Source organism: Sideroxydans lithotrophicus ES-1, assembly GCF_000025705.1.
GTDB lineage: Bacteria > Pseudomonadota > Gammaproteobacteria > Burkholderiales > Gallionellaceae > Sideroxyarcus > Sideroxyarcus lithotrophicus.
On the sequence record NC_013959.1, the window covers coordinates 1 to 19,276 of the forward strand.

At 51.4% G+C, this 19,276-nt stretch carries 15 protein-coding genes and 1 pseudogene; 12 read left to right on the forward strand and 4 right to left on the reverse strand.

The window, feature by feature from the left end; genetic code table 11:
- The first annotated feature begins 71 nt into the window (after nt 1-71).
- The 4 genes from dnaA (at nt 72) to SLIT_RS00020 (ending at nt 5,380) form a co-directional block, all read left to right on the forward strand.
- Complete coding sequence (gene dnaA / locus SLIT_RS00005; RefSeq protein ID WP_013028142.1) at nt 72-1,415, forward strand: chromosomal replication initiator protein DnaA; 1,344 nt, start codon at nt 72-74, stop codon at nt 1,413-1,415.
- A 203-nt stretch (nt 1,416-1,618) separates the two neighbouring features.
- Nucleotides 1,619-2,722, forward strand: a complete 1,104-nt coding sequence (gene dnaN / locus SLIT_RS00010; RefSeq protein WP_013028143.1) for a DNA polymerase III subunit beta — start codon at nt 1,619-1,621, stop codon at nt 2,720-2,722.
- A gap of 35 nt (nt 2,723-2,757) precedes the next feature.
- Nucleotides 2,758-5,187: a DNA topoisomerase (ATP-hydrolyzing) subunit B gene (gyrB, locus tag SLIT_RS00015; RefSeq protein WP_013028144.1), complete on the forward strand. Its 2,430-nt coding sequence runs from the start codon at nt 2,758-2,760 to the stop codon at nt 5,185-5,187.
- Nucleotides 5,180-5,380, forward strand: a complete 201-nt coding sequence (locus SLIT_RS00020; protein ID WP_041420704.1) for a hypothetical protein — start codon at nt 5,180-5,182, stop codon at nt 5,378-5,380. The genes gyrB and SLIT_RS00020 overlap by 8 nt, the downstream gene beginning before the upstream one ends.
- Nucleotides 5,381-5,671: 291 nt before the next feature.
- On the opposite strand, the gene topA is transcribed toward SLIT_RS00020, so the two are convergent.
- Genes topA through SLIT_RS00040 form a run of 4 tightly spaced genes read right to left on the reverse strand, consistent with a single transcriptional unit; the run spans nt 5,672 to nt 10,925 of the window.
- Nucleotides 5,672-8,302 (reverse strand): type I DNA topoisomerase, encoded by a 2,631-nt coding sequence (gene topA, locus SLIT_RS00025; RefSeq protein WP_013028145.1) that lies wholly within the window; start codon nt 8,300-8,302, stop codon nt 5,672-5,674.
- 5 nt (nt 8,303-8,307) lie between these two features.
- Nucleotides 8,308-8,763, reverse strand: coding sequence for a Smg family protein (locus tag SLIT_RS00030; protein WP_013028146.1), 456 nt, complete (start codon nt 8,761-8,763; stop codon nt 8,308-8,310).
- Nucleotides 8,764-8,777: 14 nt separating this feature from the next.
- Nucleotides 8,778-9,842 carry a DNA-processing protein DprA gene (gene dprA / locus SLIT_RS00035; RefSeq protein ID WP_013028147.1) on the reverse strand — a complete coding sequence of 355 codons (1,065 nt, stop codon included), beginning with the start codon at nt 9,840-9,842 and terminating at the stop codon, nt 8,778-8,780.
- Between the two features lie 3 nt (nt 9,843-9,845).
- Complete coding sequence (locus SLIT_RS00040; RefSeq protein WP_013028148.1) at nt 9,846-10,925, reverse strand: LysM peptidoglycan-binding domain-containing protein; 1,080 nt, start codon at nt 10,923-10,925, stop codon at nt 9,846-9,848.
- A 90-nt stretch (nt 10,926-11,015) separates the two neighbouring features.
- On the opposite strand from SLIT_RS00040, the gene def reads away from it, so the two are divergent.
- The 8 genes and pseudogenes from def (at nt 11,016) to tkt (ending at nt 19,264) form a co-directional block, all read left to right on the forward strand.
- Nucleotides 11,016-11,519 (forward strand): peptide deformylase, encoded by a 504-nt coding sequence (gene def / locus SLIT_RS00045; RefSeq protein WP_013028149.1) that lies wholly within the window; start codon nt 11,016-11,018, stop codon nt 11,517-11,519.
- 10 nt (nt 11,520-11,529) lie between these two features.
- Entirely contained in the window at nt 11,530-12,459 is a 930-nt protein-coding gene (fmt, locus tag SLIT_RS00050) for a methionyl-tRNA formyltransferase (protein WP_013028150.1), read from the forward strand.
- Nucleotides 12,460-12,461: 2 nt separating this feature from the next.
- On the forward strand, nt 12,462-13,736 hold the full coding sequence (gene rsmB / locus SLIT_RS00055) for a 16S rRNA (cytosine(967)-C(5))-methyltransferase RsmB (RefSeq protein ID WP_013028151.1): 1,275 nt from the start codon (nt 12,462-12,464) through the stop codon (nt 13,734-13,736).
- Between the two features lie 22 nt (nt 13,737-13,758).
- Entirely contained in the window at nt 13,759-14,343 is a 585-nt protein-coding gene (locus SLIT_RS00060) for a DUF4390 domain-containing protein (RefSeq protein WP_223293872.1), read from the forward strand.
- Nucleotides 14,340-16,478, forward strand: coding sequence for a sensor histidine kinase (locus tag SLIT_RS00065; protein WP_013028153.1), 2,139 nt, complete (start codon nt 14,340-14,342; stop codon nt 16,476-16,478). Before SLIT_RS00060 ends, SLIT_RS00065 begins: the two co-directional genes overlap by 4 nt.
- Nucleotides 16,478-16,846: pseudogene (locus tag SLIT_RS16360) on the forward strand (response regulator); the annotation flags it as partial. The gene SLIT_RS00065 and the pseudogene SLIT_RS16360, both read left to right, overlap by 1 nt.
- A gap of 144 nt (nt 16,847-16,990) precedes the next feature.
- On the forward strand, nt 16,991-17,119 hold the full coding sequence (locus SLIT_RS16365; RefSeq protein ID WP_398349103.1) for a helix-turn-helix domain-containing protein: 129 nt from the start codon (nt 16,991-16,993) through the stop codon (nt 17,117-17,119).
- A gap of 126 nt (nt 17,120-17,245) precedes the next feature.
- A complete protein-coding gene (tkt, locus tag SLIT_RS00075) occupies nt 17,246-19,264 on the forward strand; it encodes a transketolase (protein ID WP_013028155.1) in 2,019 nt (672 codons plus the stop codon).
- Nucleotides 19,265-19,276 lie beyond the last annotated feature (12 nt).

The following is a 19,276-nucleotide window of genomic DNA, read 5'->3' on the forward strand; positions in this document are numbered from 1 at the left end:
TTTATGCTGTGGATAACTTTTTCCAGAGCTTGTAGAATGAGGAAGATTAATTACGATATATTTTACTGCCTATGTCTTCCCAGAGCTTGTCTGGAAGCTGCTTAAGTTTTTTCAAGGAACAGCTGCCCTTACAACAATATAACTCATGGATCAAACCGTTGATTTTCGAGATCGACGGAGAAAAACTCGTTCTGACAGCACCCAACAGCTTTACCCTTCGCATAGTTCAGGAGCGTTTTTTGCCTGAAATATCTAAGCGTGCACTGCCTTTTTTTTCGTCCCCACCAAAAATTGAGTTTAGGGTAGAAAAGCGAGGTTCCAAAGTTTCAATGGATCACACAAAAGACTCCACTTCCACTAAACCACCCTTACCAGCAGCCAAAACAGCCAAGAATCAAAACAAGCTCAATTCAGCTTTGGTATTTGACACATTCGTCACTGGCAAGGCAAATCAATTAGCCCATGCAGCAGCAATTCAAGTCGCCGAAACACCTGGAGTTGCCTACAACCCATTGTTTATCTATGGTGGTGTTGGTTTAGGAAAAACTCACCTTTTGCAGGCTATTGGTAATTTGGTCAGTAAGAAAAATCCGCAAGCCAGAATTTGCTATATACACGCAACCAACTATATATCCGGCGTAGTTCGAGCATTCCAGACAAAAAATTTTGATGAATTCAAACAATTCTATAATTCATTGGATTTATTATTGATTGATGACATTCAATTCATTGCAGACAAACCTGGTACACAACAAGAATTTTTCTACACGCTAAACTCTTTGATTGATACAAACAAACAAGTAGTTATAACCTGTGACACGTTTCCAAAAGAGATTACCGGAATTGAACCGAGACTCACCTCAAGATTTACTTGCGGACTGACTGTCGCTATTGAGCCACCAGGCTTGGAAATGAGGGTAGCAATCTTATTGCAAAAATCCGCAACAAACGGATCCCCTATTTCGGAAGACGTAGCATTCTTCATTGCAAAACACGTTCGCTCAAATATCCGTGAACTGGAGGGTGCTCTTAACCGCATTGAGGCTTATGCCCGATTCCACAAACGTATCATATCAATTGAATTAGCAAAGGAAGCGCTCAAGGATCTTCTGGCCGCACAAAATAAACAAGTATCTTTAGAAAATATCCAAAAGACTGTTGCTGATTTTTATCGTATTAAGATAGTCGATCTACTTTCAAAAAAACGTACTCGAATCATTGCCAGGCCACGACAAATAGCGATGTGCCTTGCCCGAGAACTTACACAATTGAGTTTGCCAGAAATCGGAAACGCGTTTGGAGGCAGAGATCATTCAACTGTGCTACATGCTTGCAAGACTATAGAATCTTTACGAAATTCTGATTCAGCATTGAATGCGGACTTTAATTTACTAAATCAAACATTACGTGGATAAGCATGAATTACCTGTGGGCAGTTTGTAGATGACATAACAAATACGGTGGAAGGAAATAGTTATACACAAACAATACAAGTGATTATTGAAAGTTTTGAGTATAGAAAATATTTATTAACTAATTAAAAAATAATAAGAAATTAAAATATCCACAAATTTCTTGCCTATTATTAAGATTGTTAAGAATTTAAAGAAAGAAACATATGTTTATCAAACAAATCGACAGAAACGAACTGCTTAAACCATTACAAGCTGTAGTTGGAATAGTTGAGCGCAAGCAACCATTGCCTATCCTTTCCAATGTACTAATTAAAAAAACAAAAGATAGTGTTAGATTCATCACTACAGATTTGGAAATACAAATTGAAGCACAACTGAGGGCAACATTCGACGCCACTGAAAGCTCAATTACCATCTCAGCCAAAAAACTTCAGGAGATTCTTCGCGCTATTCCAGATAACAGCATGGTTACACTTGATAACCAGGATAATAAATTACTGGTTAAAGCAAACAAAAGTCGTTTTAGTTTGCAAACGTTGCCCGCACAAGATTTCCCAATACTGTCGGAGCAATTGATTGGCGCATCAAAAATAGAGATCGAGCAAGGTGTATTACGCCGCCTGTTGAGTTCTGTGCAATATGCCATGGCCCAACAAGATATCCGTTATTATCTGAATGGAGTATTGCTGGTCATAGATGAAACAACGATTAAGCTTATTGCGACAGATGGTCATCGCTTGGCATTCATTAGTGAAGAACTGAAAGAAAAGCACCAAAAACAGGAAGTGATTCTTTCTCGTAAAACAGTAAATGAGCTTTTGAAGCTTCTGGCAGATTCTGAAGATAAAGTGCAACTGGAACTGGCAGAAAAGCAGGTTCGGATTTCCTTTGCGGATGTAATATTAACTTCCAAGGTTATTGATGGAAAATTCCCAGACTATAACCGCGTTATTCCAGCTCATACCAATCATTTGACCTTAGATCGCCTGACCATTCTGCAAGCATTACAACGAGCAGCTATTTTATCTAACGAAAAATTTCGAGGTGTGCGCTTGTTGTTAACAGAAAAAAACCTGCGCGTTATCAGCAGCAATAGCGAGCAAGAGGAAGCACAAGAAGATATCGAGAATGATTACTCCGGTGCGCCTTTGGATATTGGTTTTAATGTGAATTACCTTCTGGACGGAATTAATAACATAAACACCCAAACCGTCACCCTTTCTTTTGGGGATCAGAACAGTAGTCTGTTAATTACCATACCAGAGAAAAGCGATTATAAGTATGTAGTTATGCCGATGCGCATCTAACTTGTTCCACGTGAAACAGAAAGCAAAACAGACTCATGAGTGATAACTACGACGAATCAAGCATCCAGCAACTCGAAGGGCTGGAGGCAGTACGCAAGCGTCCGGGTATGTATATCGGCGATACCTCGGATGGTACCGGCCTGCATCATATGGTGTTCGAGGTGGTGGATAACGCCATCGACGAGGCTCTGGCTGGACATTGCGACGACATCAAAGTCATCATTCATGGCGATAATTCAATCTCTGTGTCCGACAATGGACGCGGGATTCCCATCGGTATCAAGTTTGACGATAAGCACGAACCTAAGCGCTCCGCCGCCGAGATCGTACTGACCGTGCTGCATGCGGGCGGCAAGTTCAACCAGAACAGCTACAAGGTATCCGGTGGCCTGCATGGTGTTGGTGTAAGTTGCGTCAACGGTCTATCCGAATGGTTAAAACTGACCACCTACCGCGACGGCAAAAAGTTTGGTTTGGAGTTTGTGCGTGGCGCAGTCAAGGATCGCCATGTAGAAGTTCAAAATGGCGTTGATGTATCCCCAGTGCGCGAACTGGGTGAAAGCAACAAGCGCGGTACCGAAGTCCACTTCCTGGCTGACAAGGAAATCTTCGGCCTAGTCGAGTTCCACTACGAGATCTTGGCTAAGCGCCTGCGCGAACTTTCCTTCCTCAATAACGGCGTCAAGATCGAGCTGATCGACCAGCGCACCGGCAAGAGCGAAAATTTCGCTTATTCCGGCGGTGTACGCGGCTTTGTCGAGTACATGAACAAGAGCAAAACGGTGCTGCATCCCAAGTGCTTCGAAGCGACTGGCGAAAAGGACAATATCACCGTCGACGTCGCCATGCAGTGGAACGACAGTTATTCCGAAGTGGTGCAGTGCTTTACCAACAACATCCCGCAGCGGGACGGCGGTACCCACATGACCGGCCTGCGTATGGCGATGACCCGCGTCATCAACAAATACATCGAAGATAACGAGCTGGCCAAGAAGGCCAAGGTAGATACCACCGGAGACGATATGCGCGAAGGGCTGACCTGCGTGCTGTCGGTCAAGGTGCCCGATCCCAAGTTCTCCTCCCAGACTAAGGACAAGCTGGTTTCCAGCGAAGTGCAGCCTGCGGTGAACGAAGTGGTTACCCAGAAGCTGACCGACTTTCTGCTGGAGAACCCGGTCGATGCCAAGATTATTTGCGGCAAGATCATCGAGGCCGCTCGAGCTCGCGACGCAGCCCGCAAGGCACGTGAACTGACCCGCCGCAAGGGTGTGCTGGACGGCATCGGCTTGCCCGGCAAACTGGCGGACTGCCAGGAAAAAGACCCTGCCCTATCCGAACTGTACCTGGTAGAGGGTGACTCCGCCGGCGGCTCCGCCAAGCAAGGCCGTGATCGCAAGTTCCAGGCTATCCTGCCGCTCAAGGGCAAGATCCTGAACGTCGAGCGTGCCCGCTTCGAAAAGCTGATCTCCTCGCAGGAGATCGCTACCCTCATCACCGTGCTGGGCACCGGCATCGGCAAGGAGGAATACAACGCCGACAAGCTGCGCTACCACCGCATCATCATCATGACCGACGCGGACGTCGACGGCGCGCACATCCGCACCCTGCTGCTCACCTTCTTCTATCGCCAGATGCCGGAACTGGTCGAACGCGGCCACGTCTACATTGCCCAGCCGCCGCTGTACAAGATCAAGCAAGGCCGCGACGAACGTTATTTGAAGGACGAGCATGAGCTGAAAACCTACATGCTTGGCTCCGCACTGAACAACGCCGCGTTCTTCCCCGCACTGGATGCCACACCGATCCAGGGCGAAGCACTGGGCGAAATTGCCAAGCAATATTTCCTGGCCGAAGCTGTCATCGACCGCCTCACCCACTTCATCGCGCCGGAAGCCAGCCACGCCCTGCTCGTCCTGCCCGCCCTGTCGCTGGAAGATGCAGAACAAGCCAAGAAGAGCGCCAAATTGCTGGAAGAAGCCTGCGGTAGTGTTATCCGGGCTCAAGTCGAAACGGACATCAATGGCGAACTGCGCCTGCGCCTGGAAAAGCTTTACCACGGCAACTACTCCGTCAGCTACCTGGATCGCGAATTCCTGCACAGCGGCGACTACGTGCAGATCCGCCAGACTGCCGACGCTCTGGACGGCTTGATCTCTCCCACCGCCTACGCCATGCGCGGCGAACAGAAACGCGGCGTCGGCAGCTTCAAGCAAGCCATCGAATGGCTGCTGGAAGAAGCCAAGAAGGGCGTTTCCATCCAGCGTTACAAAGGCCTGGGCGAGATGAACCCCGAGCAACTATGGGAAACCACCATGGACGTGAAGAACCGCATCCTGCTCAAGGTACGCATCGAGGACGCCGTTGGGGCGGACGAGATATTCACGACGCTGATGGGTGACGTAGTGGAGCCGCGCCGGGCATTCATCGAGAAGAATGCGCTAGGGGTGAAGAATCTTGATGTCTAATTATGTAGGGTTGCTGTTTATCACACTAGCCGAAATAAAAAACCCGAATAGGAAAATGGAAGAACGAGGAGAGTTGATGTTTGACCAATATCCTTCTGTAAAGCTGGGTGAAGGGACAATGACAATTAAAACAGGGAAAGATAAAAAGAAACAGTTTGGAAGGTTCAAAGAAGCAGAAGTGAATTGCAACTGAGCAGCTATAAACAATCAGCACGGTAGGATGGAGTACCTTGGTTCGGGGAAGAGAAAAGAAACCCATCACAGAACCCAAAGGTGTCAGCATCGCAATTTGTTCTGCATAGAGCAGCAGGCCAGTAAATACGGCCATCTACAGCCACCCATCCTGAAGTTTGCCATTCGACGCGCAATACAGGGCTAACATCGCTGGAAGGCAATACCTACGGACTTTCCAGCACAGATCGCGCAAAACGCCGCCATACGCGATTATTTTGGTACGGTAAGCCTGGGACAGAAAATCCCAAGCTTATTTCTTAGTGGTCTTCTTTGCGGCAGGTTTGGCAGCGACTTTCCTGACGGTTGTTTTTGCCGTAGCGGTTTTGACCGTTGCCTTCTTCACCGTCGTCTTGGGTTTCGCAGCCGCCTTCTCTTTGGTGGTCTTCGGTTTGGCTGCAGCCTTTTTCGCGGCAGGTTTCCTGGTTGTCTTCGCCTTGCCTGTTCCGCCCTTCGCCGCCTTGGCCGCAATCATTTCCAGCGCTTCTTCCAGCGTCACCGCTTCGGGTGTCACGTCCTTGGGCAACGTCGCATTGATCTTGCCGTGGCGCACGTAGGGGCCGTAGCGACCGCTGCAGACCTCGATGGGCGCCTTGTCGTCAGGGTGTTCACCCAGTGTGCGCAGCACGGTGGCGCCGCCGCTCCGGGCCTGCGCCAGCAGTTCCACGGAGCGATCCAGGCCGATGTCGAAGATGCTGTCGGTGCGCGGGATGGATTTGAATTTGCCATCATGGCCGATGTACGGACCGAAGCGGCCGATGTTGACGATGACCTTTTTGCCCGTCTCGGGGTGAGCGCCGACTTCTCTTGGTAGCGAGAGCAGCTTTAGCGCGCTGGGCAGATCGGCCTGCTCCAGCGGCAACTCCTTGGGCCAGGAAACGCGCTTGGGTTTGGTCTTTTCGCCTTCGATCATTTCGCCGAGTTGCACGTATGGACCATATGGGCCGCGCAGCAGCAATACCAGCTGGTTGGTATCCGGGTGCTGGCCGAGCTCCTTGCGTGACTCGCCGGCATCTTCTTCGCCGCCGAGACTACGCGTGTAGTCGCACTCTGGGTAGCCAGTACAGCCGATAAAGCTGCCGCGCTTGCCCAATCGCTTGGATAAAGGTTTGCCACATTTGGGGCAAGTCTCTTCCAGAATCTCGGTGCCGGGGCGATCGACATCCTTCTTCTCGCTGATGAGCTTGTTAAAGCCTTTCCAGAACTCGTTTAACACGGGTATCCAGTCGCGTTTGCCTTCGGAGATGTCGTCCAGCTCGTCCTCCAGATTCGCGGTGAAGCCGTAGTCCACGTAACGCGTAAAGTGCTCGTTGAGGAACTTGATGACCACGCGACCGACATCGGTTGGCATGAAACGTTTCTTGTCGAGCGTGGCGTACTCGCGCGCCTGCAGCGTAGAGATGATGGTGGCGTAAGTGGAAGGACGACCAATGCCGTACTCTTCCAAGGCTTTCACCAGGCTGGCTTCGGAAAAACGTGGCGGCGGCTGGGTGAAGTGTTGTTCGCCGTAGAGTTTGTCCACGGGCAGCACGTCGCCCTCAACCAGCGGCGGCAATTTGGCGCTGTCTTCTTCTTCGGCATCATCCACGTCTTCCATGTAAACGCCGATGAAACCGGGAAACACCAAAGTCTGACCGGAAGCGCGGAACAGCGTATCGTCGCTGCTCAGGCGGATGTCGACACTGACCGTATCGAAGCGAGCGGGCGACATTTGGCTAGCAAGCGTGCGTTTCCAGATCATTTCGTAAAGACGCATCTGGTCGATATTCAAATGATCACGCAGACTGTCGGGAGTGCGCAGGATAGAGGTCGGACGAATAGCCTCGTGCGCTTCCTGCGCGTTTTTCGATTTGCTCTTGTAGACAGGCTGCTTGACTGGCAGGTAGTCGCCGGCAAAGTTGTCCTTTATGTACTCACGCATTTCGGCGACAGCTTCATTTGCCAGGTTAACCGAGTCGGTACGCATATAGGTTATCAAACCGATGGTCTGGCCGCCGATATCCACGCCTTCATACAACGATTGCGCGGTACGCATGGTGCGGTCAGAAGTCATGCCAAGCTTGCGTACGGCTTCCTGTTGCAGTGTAGATGTAGTGAACGGTGCGGCCGGGCTGCGCTGTTTGCCCTTCTTCTCCACGCGCACCACTTTAGGAGGCAGTTTGGCGTCCACCAGCTTTGCATGAATGGCATCGTATTCAGCTTGGCTGCCGATGGTGAGTTGCTCCATCCTTTTGCCTTGGAACTGGTACAACTTGGCCTTGAAAGGGATGCTGTTTTTCTGGCTGTCCAGATGTACCGACCAGTATTCCTGGCTCTTGAATTTCTCGATCTCCAGTTCGCGCTCGACGATCAGGCGGAGTGCGGGGCTCTGCACGCGACCGGCGGATAGTCCGGGCCGTATCTTGCGCCACAGCAGCGGCGAAAGATTGAAGCCGACCAGATAGTCCAGTGCGCGCCGTGCTTGCTGTGCGTTCACCAACGGGATGGATATTTCGCGCGGATGCGCAACCGCTTCTCTCACGGCGGACTGGGTGATCTCATAGAATACTACGCGCTGCATCGTTTTGCCCTTGAGCGCCCGTTTGCCTTTCAGCAGTTCCGAGATGTGCCAGGCGATTGCTTCACCTTCCCGGTCTGGGTCAGGAGCGAGGAAAATATGGTCTGCTTCCGCTGCAGCCTTGGCGATGGCATCGACATGTTTGGCGTTGCGGGCGATGGTTTCATACTTCATCGCGAAATTGTCGTCAGGGTCGACGGCTCCAGTCTTGGGAATCAGGTCGCGCACGTGGCCATAAGAAGCAAGGACTTCAAAGTCTTTGCCAAGGTATTTTTTCAGGGTCTTGGCTTTGGCCGGAGACTCGACAATAAGAAGATTGGTGGCCATTAGTTTCAGTGTGCGTGTGCTGCATCGACAGGGGTAAGCAAATCCTCAATGATCATCGGATCGAGGTCTTCATGCTGACTCCACAAAACCATCAGCACAATAAGTTTGACTTTATCCAGCGAAAGGTTCTTGCGATCCAGGGCAAGCACTCGGTCGATTATCATCTCGCGTTCGATCGGTGTGATGATCTTGTTATGTTCCCAGAATGCAAGGAAACGCAAACCATCCGGGCTGATGCGCTGCTCTTCGAAATCAGTGTAAAGACGAATACCGCTGCGATTGATGTTCTCGGGATAGGCATCCCGAGTCAGTTGCTGCAAGCCTGACAGCCAAGCCAACGCCTGATTTATGTCGTCTTCTTCAAAACCAGCGGCACTCAGCTTTACAGTGAGTTTGTCATGGTCGGGATAACTACCAATATCAAAGTAACTTTCAAACAGGAAAAGCAGGATGTCGAACATGTATAGAGTAATGGTTATGCAATGCGTTGATATAACCCGCCGGGCAGAGAAGCAATGTGTCCGTCGAGTTCCAGTTGTAACAGGATGGCGGATAGCTCGGCTATCGTCAAGCCACTGAGTTGCATAAGGGCGTCAACGTCAAGCGGTTCAAAGCCCAGATGCATGAAAAGGGGATGTTCTGGTGCGTTATTTGAAATATCAGTCGAACGATAACCCAATTCTTCAAGTACGTCCTGAGCGCACTCTACCAGTTTTGCGCCTTGCTTGATGAGTGCGTGGCAGCCTTTAGATTGTGGTGAATGTATAGAGCCGGGGATGGCAAACACATCCCTTCCCTGCTCCAGAGCCATGCGGGCACTAATCAATGAGCCGCTTTGCATAGAGGCCTCAACAACCAGGCAACCAAGGCTCAAGCCGCTGATAATGCGATTGCGGCGCGGAAAGTTGGCAGCGATTGGAGGTGTGCCCAAGGGAAACTCGGAAATGATTGTTCCGTGGTGAGCCAGAGTATGTGCCAAATCTCGATTGGCAGCGGGATAAACCTTATCCAATCCGGTGCCGACAACAGCAATACTGGAAGCAGATCCCTTAAGCCCACCATAATGAGCGGCAGCGTCGATACCATGCGCCAATCCACTGACGATACATAGTCCGGAATTTGAAGCTGAACACGCGAATGCTTCGGCGTTGCGTAATCCCTGAGCAGTGGCATTACGGCTGCCAACCACTGCTAACGATCGGGTGTTCAATAAATCAAGCCGACCTTTGACATACAGCAGCAAAGGTGGGTCTGAGATGTTAAGCAAATGCTGGGGATAGTCTGAATCTGCAATAGTCAGAATACGATTAAGAGGATCATTAAGCCAAGATGCAACAGGAACAAGAACAGCGGGGTCAACGGCTTCCGCTATTGCACGTGCCACTGATGGTTTTACGTGCTCAGAAAGGGAGGAGACGGAAGCATTCAGGATGGAATCGGGTGAGCCGAAGATTTGCAGCAAATGGCGCAAACCTTCATTGCCCAAGCCAGGAGTCTGACTCAGGTAAATCCACGACGCGAGTGAAGCGTCGAGCGGCATTGCTTATTCAGGAGTGCTTGCGCGATCCAACAACTGCACGGGCAAACGAGTCTGCATAACAAGCGCATACGAAACCTTGTCGAAGACCCGAAACACGAACAACAGTCCATAGCGTACGTCTGGCAGCACGAGGTTAGGCTTGAATAAACTATGGCTAGGCAAAACTTCGCCTTTTTGATAAAGAGCCAAAACATTCCCGCTTTCCAGACCGTCACGGCTACCTTTATTGAGTGTCACTACGGCATTTTGCCCGGCCTGAACAACACCGCCATAAATGGAGATCACTTTGGCATTAATTTCCTTGTCAGGAGCATGAGGCAGGAAATTGCTGTTGAAACTTGTAGTAGCTTGGGCAAATCTATCGCCCTTGTTGATTTCACGAACAGCATTGGTGATTCTCAATGTGGTGAGTTTGCCAAACTTTTCGACATAGGCGTCGCCCAGATAAAACACTTCATGGCCCAGAATCTCACCTGTATCAGGATCCTTGAAAGTCTGATCTGGACGATAAATCTGCCAGCGCTCGCCCTTGTCGCTGGGCATGTTTTGCGCATATGCAATATCGTTGACTCCCAAAAGTTGCCGTTGTTCATAGGTTCCCGCCAGCACAGGAGCATTATCAAGTTCATCATCCTCAACGACCAAAGGGCGGACAAGGAAGGGACCGATGTCCTTAAGTGAAATCATCGGAATCGCCTGATCAGAGCCTTTGAATACACGTACCTTGGGAGAAAGCCTGACGACATTGGAGTCTGGAGATCCTCCTCCCTCGATGACGGGAGGAACGGCGGCAGTACCACCCGCTTCAGTTGGAGCCTCATTGACCTTCAAGGTATGCGTAGTTTTATCCAGATAAACCACATCACCCGGGTATATCCAGTGCGGATCCTTGATCGTGTCTTTGTTAAATCCCCAAATCTGTGGCCATTTCCAGGGGTCCTGAAAGAATTTGGAAGAAATGTCCCACAAGGTGTCGCCTTTGACAACGACATAACGGTCAGGAGCATTCTCCTGCAATTTAAGCTCGTCAGCGTAAACTGCGATCGGCAACAGGAGACAAATCAGCGATATAATCTTGCGCATGGAAAAACTCCAGCAAAGTAAGGGAAAGCGGTGTGATGTTTGCACAGCGGTTTAAATTCTGCATCTAGTCTCTTCAGTTGGCAAGCATTTATGGCAATTCTACCCATCATTCAATATCCTGACGAACGTTTGCACAAAGTCGCCAAGAAGGTCGAGCAGATCAATGAGGCGACCCGCAAGCTGGTACGCGACATGGCTGAAACCATGTATGCGGCACCAGGCATAGGCCTTGCGGCCACTCAGGTAGACAAACACATTCGGCTGATCGTGATCGACGTATCCGAAACGCATGACGATCTCAAGGTATTCATCAATCCGGAATTGGTGGATAGCATGGGAGACAAAGAGAATGAAGAAGGATGCCTGTCCGTTCCCGGAATCTATGAAAAGGTCACACGCGCCGAATTTGTTACCGTAAATGCCTTGGATGAGCATGGCAAGCCGTTCACACTAAATGCGGAAGGACTGCTGGCGGTGTGCATACAACATGAAATGGATCATCTTCAGGGGCGGGTGTTCGTTGAAAAGTTGTCTCACCTGAAACAAACACGCATTCGCGCCAAGTTGAAAAAGCAACGGCGAGAAACGCTATGAGCCTGATTCCGTGAAGATCATTTTTGCAGGGACTCCCCAGTTTGCGGCAACGGCTTTGGCCGCGTTGCTGCAGGAAAACCAGATCGTCGCAGTACTCACTCAGCCGGACCGGCCGTCAGGACGCGGGATGCATCTCGCAGCCAGTCCCGTGAAGCAGCTCGCATTACAACATGGATTGCCGGTTTTGCAGCCCGCGTCCCTGAAAGTGGAAGAAGTACAACGGACTATTGCGCAGTATGAAGCGGATCTGATGGTGGTAGCAGCGTATGGGCTGATTTTGCCCAAAGCTGTGTTGCAAACGCCGCGATATGGCTGCCTGAATATCCATGCATCGCTGCTTCCACGTTGGCGTGGTGCCGCGCCAATTCAACGCGCAATCCTGGCGGGAGATTCCGAGACTGGCATCACCATCATGCAAATGGATGAAGGCCTGGATACAGGCGATATGTTGCTGAAGAAAAGATGCAGTATTGCGGCCAGTGATACAGCGCAAACCCTGCATGACAAACTGGCTGAGTTGGGTGCCCAGTCCATCGTTGAGGCCGTCAGAGAGCTGCAGACCGGGAAGCTGATACCGGAAAAACAGGAGGAGTCGGCAGCTACCTACGCGGCCAAATTGACCAAGGGCGAAGCACGATTGGATTGGAATCAGGACGCAGTGCAACTTGAGCGAGCTGTACGCGGATACTTTCCATCTCCGACGGCATTTACTACATTCGGTGAAATACCGATCAAGATATTGCGCGCACGAACAGGTGAAGACGATAAAGCCGAACCCGGTACGATCATTGCTGTCGATAAAAGCCGCATTCTAGTCGCATGCAGCAATGGTACGCTTGCCTTGGAGCTGCTGCAGAAACCGGGCGGCAAAGCATTGACGGCAGCCCAATTCGTACAAAGTCTCCCCATCAAAGTCGGCGACCGCCTTGGCGCGAACTGACCATGCAACATATACAGATAGAAGCAGCGAAAGCAGTTCACAAGGTTGTTCACGGTGGTCGCAACCTCACACAGGTATTAAGCGAGACACTGCGAAAAGAAAGCAAACTAACAGCGCAAGAAAAAGGTGCATTGCAAGACCTTTGCTATGGCACATTGCGCTATTACTCACGATTGGCATACATGCTGGATAGCCTTTTGCAGCGCCCCGTGCGGGAGCCTCTGCTGGGCAGTCTGTTAATGGTTGCGATCTATCAGCTGGAGCATACCAAGGCAGGAAAGCATGTCATTGTCGATCAGGCGGTTCATGCCGCTAAAAACACCAACCCCGCTGCAAGCGGCTTGGTCAATGCGGTGTTACGCAACTACTTGCGCAGGCAGTCCGTCTTGAGGGAGGCTGCCAATCAGAAGGAAGAAAGCCATTACGCTTATAGACAATGGTGGATCAATGCACTTAAAGCCCAATACGGGGAGCAGGCAGCAGAGATAATGCAAGCCGGAAACCGGCATCCACCTATGACTTTGCGCGTCAATGCAAGACATACCACAGCACCAGGCTACCAGACGGTACTGGCAGCGCAGGATATCGCTGCACAAATAGTCGAACCAGATGCATTGATCCTTGAGTGTCCGGTGCCAGTGGAAAAGCTTCCCAAATTCAACGAAGGCTGGGTCTCGGTTCAGGATGCCGGAGCTCAATACGCGGCACATTTCCTGGATGTACATGACGGGATGCGGGTTTTGGATGCGTGCGCGGCTCCAGGCGGTAAAACTGCCCACTTGCTGGAATTGGCGGATATCGAACTGTTGGCGGTCGATAAGGACGAATTGCGGCTGGGGCGAGTCAGAGAAAACCTGCAACGTTTGAAGCTGGATGCCCAGGTTGTCTGTGGTGATGCGGCAAGTCCAGAAGATTGGTGGGATGGCAAAGCATTCGAACGGATATTGGCTGACGTACCCTGCTCTGCCTCGGGAGTGGTGCGCCGCCATCCTGATATCAAATGGTTGCGCAGGCAGGAAGATATAGCGAATTTTGCAGTACAGCAGGCTCAGGTATTGGAATCCCTGTGGTCGTTGCTGGCAAGTGATGGTAAATTGCTTTATGCGACCTGCTCGGTATTTGCGCGCGAGAACCAACAGGTGGTTGCAGAATTCCTTGCGCGGCACGACGATGCGTCAAAAATCGAGTTATCGGCAACGGGCATGATAGATGGACAGTTGCTGCCGGACAGAGAGCATGACGGGTTCTTTTATGCGCTGTTGCACAAACAAGCTTGAATGGTTCCACAGAACGGTCTTGGTGATCGGCCTGTGTCTTTGCTCGTCCATCGTTTGTGCGGAAGGAATTGTCATCAGTAAGGCAGAAGCACGCCTGACGGATGAGGGATATCAACTTTCCGCAGATTTCGACATTCAGTTGTCGCCAACAGTAGAGACGGCCCTCAAACATGGTGTCACTCTGTATTTCGTCAGCGAACTTGCCATCAACCGCTCTCGCTGGTACTGGATGGATACGGATGTCGCTCGTGACGAACAGTCAGCCAAACTGTCGTTCAATGCGCTTACCCAGCAATATCGGATCACACGCGGCTCCCTATTCCAAAGCTTCAATGACTTGAAAGATGCATTGACCGTACTGGGGCATCAGGTTGCGCCACCCGTACCGGTTGCCTTGCTTGACAAAAACGGCGGTGGATATTTCTCGAGATTGCTGAAAAAAGGGAGCGAGTGCTGCTCGGCCTTTGCCCAGATGGAGCTGGATGTGACGCAGCTACCCAAACCATTGCAAGTAAATGCCCTGACCAACGAAGACTGGAACCTGAAATCTGAACCATACCGGTGGGTCATCCAGCCAGGTGCAGTAGACAAAGAGACCCAGCCATGAAGTATCTGGTCATCATCAGCGGAATCGTTGGGGCAGCACTACTTTATCTGTTGTCCAGTGCAAGCGCCAATACCGATCTGTTCTCGCACAATTACTACGTGTTGCTGGTAATGACGGGAGTGCTCGCCCTTGCTTTGGCAGGGTTGGTTGCGTCGCAGATATGGCAGTTGCGTACCAAACTGAAAAAAAAGGTGTATGGCGCGAAACTGACTTTGCGCTTGGTAACGATCTTCTCAGTGATTGCGATCCTTCCGGGATTTCTGGTCTACGCTGTATCGGTGCAGTTCCTCAGCAAGAGCATCGAATCCTGGTTCGATGTGCGGGTGGAAAAAGCGCTGGAAGGAGGCCTGAACCTGGGACGTAGTTCTTTGGAAAACGGGCTGACAGAACTGGGCAAGAAAGGACATCTGGTGGCAATACTCCTTTCGGAGCAGGAGCCGCAGCGACACAGCAAAACCCTGGCGCGGTTAATCGAAGAAGGAGGGGCGCAAGAAGCTGCCGTGTTCGGGAACAAGGGGCAGCTGCTGGCTTTTGCAAGTAGCGGCAACCAGCAGGATACAGAGAAACCAACCAATGAGATGCTGCATCAGGCTTGGGAGAAAGATGGCTATAGCATGGTTGAGGTCTTGCCGGATGATCAACTTGCATTGCGCGTTCTGATTCCCATGAAATCCACGTTGTGGAAAGAGGGACAAAGGACGCTGCAATTCATGCAGCTTGTACCGAAGCAAATCGCTGCTGACGCAGAAACTGTGCAAGACGTGTACCGCGATTACCAGGAATTGTCCCTGTCCCGCCTTGGGCTGAAGCGGCTGTACGGCATCACACTAACATTGTCATTGTTGATTGTGCTATTGAGCGTCAGCTCGGCAGCCTTCTATCTGAGCGAACAGTTAAGTGCACCACTGGCGGCTCTGGCGTCAGGAACGCTTGCTGTGTCGCAGGGGGATTTCAGCGGCAATTATCCGGTACAGAGCCGCGACGAACTGGGCGCCCTGACGGGGCTGTTCAACCAGATGACCAGATATCTGGCTGATGCAAAAAGAACGGGAGAACAGCAGCAACTCCAGGTTGAAAACGCCAAGGTCTATTTGGAAAGCGTGCTGGCTCACTTGTCTTCCGGCGTAATGGTGGTAGACGAACAACATCGCCTGCGCTCCTCCAATCCCAGCGCAAATCAGATTCTTGGAGTGCCGCTGCAAATGGTGGAAGGCAAGACCTTGTCGGAGATCGCAGCAGAGCATGCATTGTTGAGGTCGTTCATAGAAGCGGTAACCCAGGGTTTTGAAGAATCGACCCAATATGAGTGGAGGCAGCAGATCGAGCGCATGAGCAAAAGCGGCGACCAGATTCTGCTGCTGCGCGGTACGCGACTTTCCACGATGCAGGAGGACAGCAGTTATGTGGTGGTTTTCGATGACATCACGCATTTGCTGCAAGCCGAGCGTCAGGCTGCTTGGGGCGAAGTGGCGCGCCGGCTAGCGCATGAGATAAAAAATCCGCTCACGCCGATTCAGCTTTCGGCGGAACGCTTGCAGCACAAACTGCTTGGCAAGCTGGATGAGCACGACTCGCAGCTGCTGCAACGTGCGACCCAAACCATCGTCAGCCAGGTTGCGGCGATGAAGAACATGGTCACCGAGTTTGCCAACTATGCGCGCGCCCCAGCTGCGCGCATGGTCGCACTCGACATACATCAGTTGCTGAATGAAGTGATGGGATTGTACGAAGCCAACAGTAGCCCGATTACTTTGCAACTTAACGCACATCGGACCTGGTTGAATGGCGATGCGACACGCTTGCGGCAGGTAATTCACAACTTGCTACAGAATGCGCACGATGCTTTGCAACAAACGGAACACCCCATGATCGTCCTGTCCACAGAGAACACGACTAACGGCACTCTCAAACTCATAGTGCGCGATAACGGCAGCGGCATCCCCGAGCACATGTTGGGCAGATTGTTCGAGCCGTACATGACGACGAAACAGAAGGGTACCGGACTGGGTTTGGCCATTGTGAAAAAGATCGTGGAAGAGCATGGCGGGAAGATAACGATTGAAAGCCAGCCGTTGGCTGGTACACGTATAAGCGTTGAATTACCCTTGGCTGTAACAGAAACGGAGATGTTGTAATGGCTACAAAAGACATTCTGGTGGTAGATGATGAAGTGGGTATCCGCGAACTGCTGTCGGAAATACTGTTCGACGAAGGCTACCGCATACATCTGGCAGAAAACGCATCCCAGGCACGAACATTCCGGGAAAACCATACCCCGGATCTGGTATTGCTGGATATCTGGATGCCGGATACGGATGGTCTGTCGCTGCTCAAGGAGTGGGTTGCGCAAGAAAGGTTGACCATGCCGGTGATCATGATGTCCGGGCACGGGACGATCGAGACGGCAATGGAGGCTATGCGTATAGGCGCTTCGGATTTTCTGGAGAAGCCCATTGCTTTGCAAAAGCTCTTGGCCACTGTAGCCAAAGCGATCCAGCAAGGAGTGCCGACGACCGTCGGGTCGTTTCAACAAGAAACACTTTCTGAGAAGCCGGAGCGAGAAAAGACCGATCAGATTCCTTTACCGTTAGATTTGCCACTGCGGGAAGCGCGCGAGCATTTTGATAATCTATATTTCAATTATCAGATGAAAAAAGAGAACGGTAATATTTCGCGGATAGCCGAGAAAGCCGGTATAGAACGTACTCATCTTTATCGAAAACTCAAACAACTGGGGATAAAACCCCTTAAAAAAGGCTCTGGAGAGACCCAATAGAATAAAAAGCCTGATTTGTCGAGCCGGCCGTTGTTGCCCAACGACGAGCCGTTAAGGCATAATCAGCGCCTTTCGTTGTAAAAATATATCAGTTATCCATAAGGGATGTTTTTAGGAGGCAGGAAAATGGCTGCGGCACGTAATGTAACCCCCCCAAAATTTAACGACACCACAGGTGCGATTCGCATGCTGGCAGTCGATGCGGTACAAAAGGCCAACTCCGGACACCCCGGTGCCCCGATGGGTATGGCAGAGATCGCCGAGGTGCTATGGAACCATCACCTTCGTCACAACCCGGCGAACCCGAAATGGGCAGACCGCGACCGTTTTGTACAGTCCAATGGCCATGGCTCGATGTTGATCTACGCGTTGTTACATCTGACCGGTTATGACCTGCCAATGGAAGAGCTGAAGCGTTTCCGCCAGATGCATTCCAAGACCCCCGGTCACCCCGAATATGGCTATACCGTCGGCGTCGAAACCACTACTGGACCACTGGGCCAGGGCATCACCAACGCCGTGGGTATGGCGATGGCCGAAAAACTGCTGGCCAACGAATTCAATAAGCCCGGGCACGAAATCGTTAACCACCACACTTATGTATTCATGGGCGACGGATGCATGATGGAAGGCATCTCGCATGAGGCCTGTGCTTTGGCTGGCACATGGGGCTTGGGCAAGCTGATTGCTTTCTGGGATGACAATAACATCTCTATCGACGGACATACCGACGGCTGGTTCACCGATGACACGCCAAAACGTTTCGAGGCATACGGCTGGCATGTCATTGCCGACGTCCAGGGGCATGTTCCGGAAGAGATCAATGCTGCGATCATTGCGGCCAAGGCCGTTACCGACAAGCCTACGCTGATTTGTTGCAAGACCATCATCGGCGCCGGTTCTCCCAACAAGGAAGGCACTCACGACGTACATGGAGCGGCGTTGGGCGATGCGGAAGTGACTGCTACTCGCGAACATATCGGCTGGAAATATCCTCCGTTCGAAATTCCTGCGCACGTTTATGATGCCTGGGATGCGCGCACCAAAGGCGAAGGGCTGGAGAAGCTGTGGAATAACAAGTTTGCAGAATACAAGAAAGCCTTCCCGAAAGAAGCTGCAGAATTCGAGCGTCGCATGAAAGGCGAACTGCCGGCAAACTGGGCAGACTTTGCTGCCAAGGCCATTGCCCAGGTTAACGAAAAAGCTGAGACCATTGCGACACGCAAGGCCTCGCAAAATTCGATCAATGCCCTGGTTCCTGCCCTGCCCGAGTTTTTGGGCGGATCCGCTGACCTGACCGGTTCCAACCTGACCAACTGGACCGGCGCACACCACGTTTCAGGCAAGAAACCCGGTAACTACATCAGCTACGGCGTACGCGAGTTTGGCATGTCCCACATCATGAACGGTATGGCCTTGCATGGTGGCTTGCTGCCTTTCGGCGGCACCTTCCTGATGTTTTCGGAATATGCCCGCAATGCTTTGCGCATGTCGGCATTGATGAAACAGCGCGTGATCTATGTGTACACCCACGACTCTATCGGTCTGGGCGAGGACGGCCCGACACACCAGCCAGTGGAACAAACCACCACCCTGCGCTATATCCCCAACATGGATACTTGGCGTCCGTGCGATACCGTCGAATCCATGGTGTCATGGGTATGCGCGGTCGAGCGCAAGACCGGGCCTTCCTCGCTGATCTTCAGCCGCCAGAATCTGGCTTTCCAGAAACGCGATGCGAAGCAGATCGAAAACATCCGCAAGGGCGCTTATGTGCTGTCCGAAGCCGCAGGCGGCAAGCCGCAGGCGGTCATCATCGCTACCGGTTCTGAAGTCGATCTGGCCATGAAGGCACAAGCGGCACTGGCGGCTGAAGGCGTCAACGTTCGTGTGGTATCGATGCCCTCGACCAACGTATTCGACCGTCAGGACCAGGCCTACAAGGACAGCGTATTGCCGAAGGGCATCAAGCGCGTGGCCGTAGAAGCAGGCGTAACCGGACTTTGGTATAAATATGTCGGTCTTGAAGGCGCAGTGGTTGGCATGGATTGCTTCGGCGAATCCGCACCGGCACCGGAGTTGTTCAAGCATTTTGGTTTCACCGTTGAGAACGTGGTTGCAACTGTGAAGAAGGTTATTGGCTAAGCGCTAAGAAGC